This is a genomic window from Mycobacterium sp. TH-M15, from assembly GCF_057473705.1.
The window spans coordinates 1-1,887 of sequence record NZ_JBYCLB010000073.1 but is presented as its reverse complement, the minus strand read 5'-3'; the positions used below and the strand labels follow the sequence as shown (position 1 = coordinate 1,887).

Below are 1,887 nucleotides of genomic sequence, written 5' to 3'. Positions count from 1 at the left end.
AGGAGAAGTGGACACCGTACTCGGTGTGTCGATGGCGCCCTCGTCGGTTCGCATGGTTCTCGTGGAGGGCGAAAATGCCGACGGCGTGACCGTTGACGAAGACGGCTTCGACGTCGACGCGGCCGCCGACGCGCCGACGATCAACGCGGCCGACCAGGTGGTATCGGCGATTCTCGGTACCCAGGAAGGTGCGGTCGACAGCGGCTACCAGGTGCGTTCTATCGGTGTGACCTGGACTGATCCCGTCGAAGCCGCGGCGCTGCGTGACGCGCTGGCGGCTCGCAAGGTCGAGAATGTCATGTTGGTGTCGTCATTCATGGCCGCCGCTGCGCTGGCGCAGGTCGTCGGCAATGCCGTCGGCCATGCCCAAACCGGGCTGCTGTTCGTCGAACCCGACACCGCGACGCTGGCCGTGGTGAATACCTCCGACGGGTCGATCACCGACGTTCACCGTCGGCCGTTGACGCCCGGACGCGACTCTTTCGCGGATCTGGCCGCACTGCTGTCGGGTGCGGAATCGCTGAACGCCCGACCCGACGGTCTGTTCCTCGTCGGCTCCGGCGACGTGGACATCGCCAAGCTCAAGCCGCAACTGGAGGCCGCGACCGGGCTGATCATCAGCGCGCCCGAGGAGCCCGAGACCGCGCTGGCCCGCGGCGCCGCGCTGGCTTCGGCCAACGCGCCGCTGTTCTCGTCGTCGACCGCAGCGCTGGCCTATGCCCAAGACCCCGGCACCGGCTACATCAACCCCTACGCCGTCGCGCCCGGGTATTTCGACATCGCCACCGACGGTGAGACCGGCGAGCAGGCGCTGGCTTACAGCGCCGTTCCCGACGAGGACGGCGACGCCTATACCGCGCTCGCCGACGAGAGCGAACTGGAAACCGGCCTGTACGCCGATGCCGAGAACCTCGACGCCGACGAGGCTCAGGCGGACGGAGGGCGCAGACCGCTGTTCCTGATAGTCGGCGCCGTGGTCGCGCTGTTTGTGGTGGGTGCGGCCGCCCTGCTGGTCGCGCTGGCGGTCAGCATGCGGCCCTCGGCGGGAACTCGGCCAGAACCGGGCCACAGCGCGAAACCGGCTCCGGTCGCGCCCAAGGCTCCAGCCCCGGCACCGAAGGCGCCAGCACCGGCACCGAAGGCGCCAGCACCCGCACCGGAGGCGCCGGCACCCGCTCCGGAGGCGCCAGCTCCGGTTCCTGAGGCGCCGGCACCTGCTCCGGTTCCTGAGGCGCCGGCACCTGCTCCGGTTCCTGAGGCGCCCGCGCCTGCTCCGGTTCCTGAGGCGCCCGCGCCTGCGCCCCCAGCTGCGCCGCCGCCAGCACCGCCGCCCGCGGTGGTTCCGATTCCGATTCCGATTCCGGGTATTCCGCCGATCTTTGGTGGCCCTCGGCCGGGGCAATGGGGTCCCGGCGGCGGCTATCCCGACGGCGGTGGAGGTTTCCCTCGCCCCGGTGGCGGTGGAGGTTTCCCTGGCCCGGGTGACGGCGGCGGCGGATTCCCCGGTGGCGGCCACGGAAGCGGTGGTGGCGGCTTTGGTGGTGGCGGCTTCGGCGGTGGCCCTGGTGACTGGGGTCACGGCGGCTGGTTTCACTGAGTGAACCCGCCTGGCCTGCGCTTTTACCCCGCAACACGAAACCGTCATCTCACGTTTGACCTGCGCTCAGCAGAGCGATGCCGTCAGCTCATCGCAGCGACTTACACACAGGTGTATGAGGTGCACCGTTTTTGGTACGGGCTACTTGGGTGCCACCCATGCCGCGGGGATGGCCGAACTGGGGCACGAGGTTGTCGGTGTCGACATCGACCCCGGCAAGGTCGCCAAGCTGGCTGCCGGTGACGTGCCATTCTATGAGCCGGGCCTGCGAAAGATGTTGCGGGACAATA

The 1,887-nt window shown here is 69.2% G+C and carries 1 protein-coding gene and 1 pseudogene; both read left to right on the top strand.

The annotated features are described in order from the left end of the window. A partial coding sequence (locus tag AC2VNT_RS01840; protein WP_486945234.1) for a DUF7159 family protein occupies positions 1-1,597 on the top strand: 1,597 nt, incomplete at its 5' end. Between the two features lie 115 nt (positions 1,598-1,712). Further along, a pseudogene (locus tag AC2VNT_RS01835) lies at positions 1,713-1,887 on the top strand (UDP-glucose 6-dehydrogenase); the annotation flags it as partial.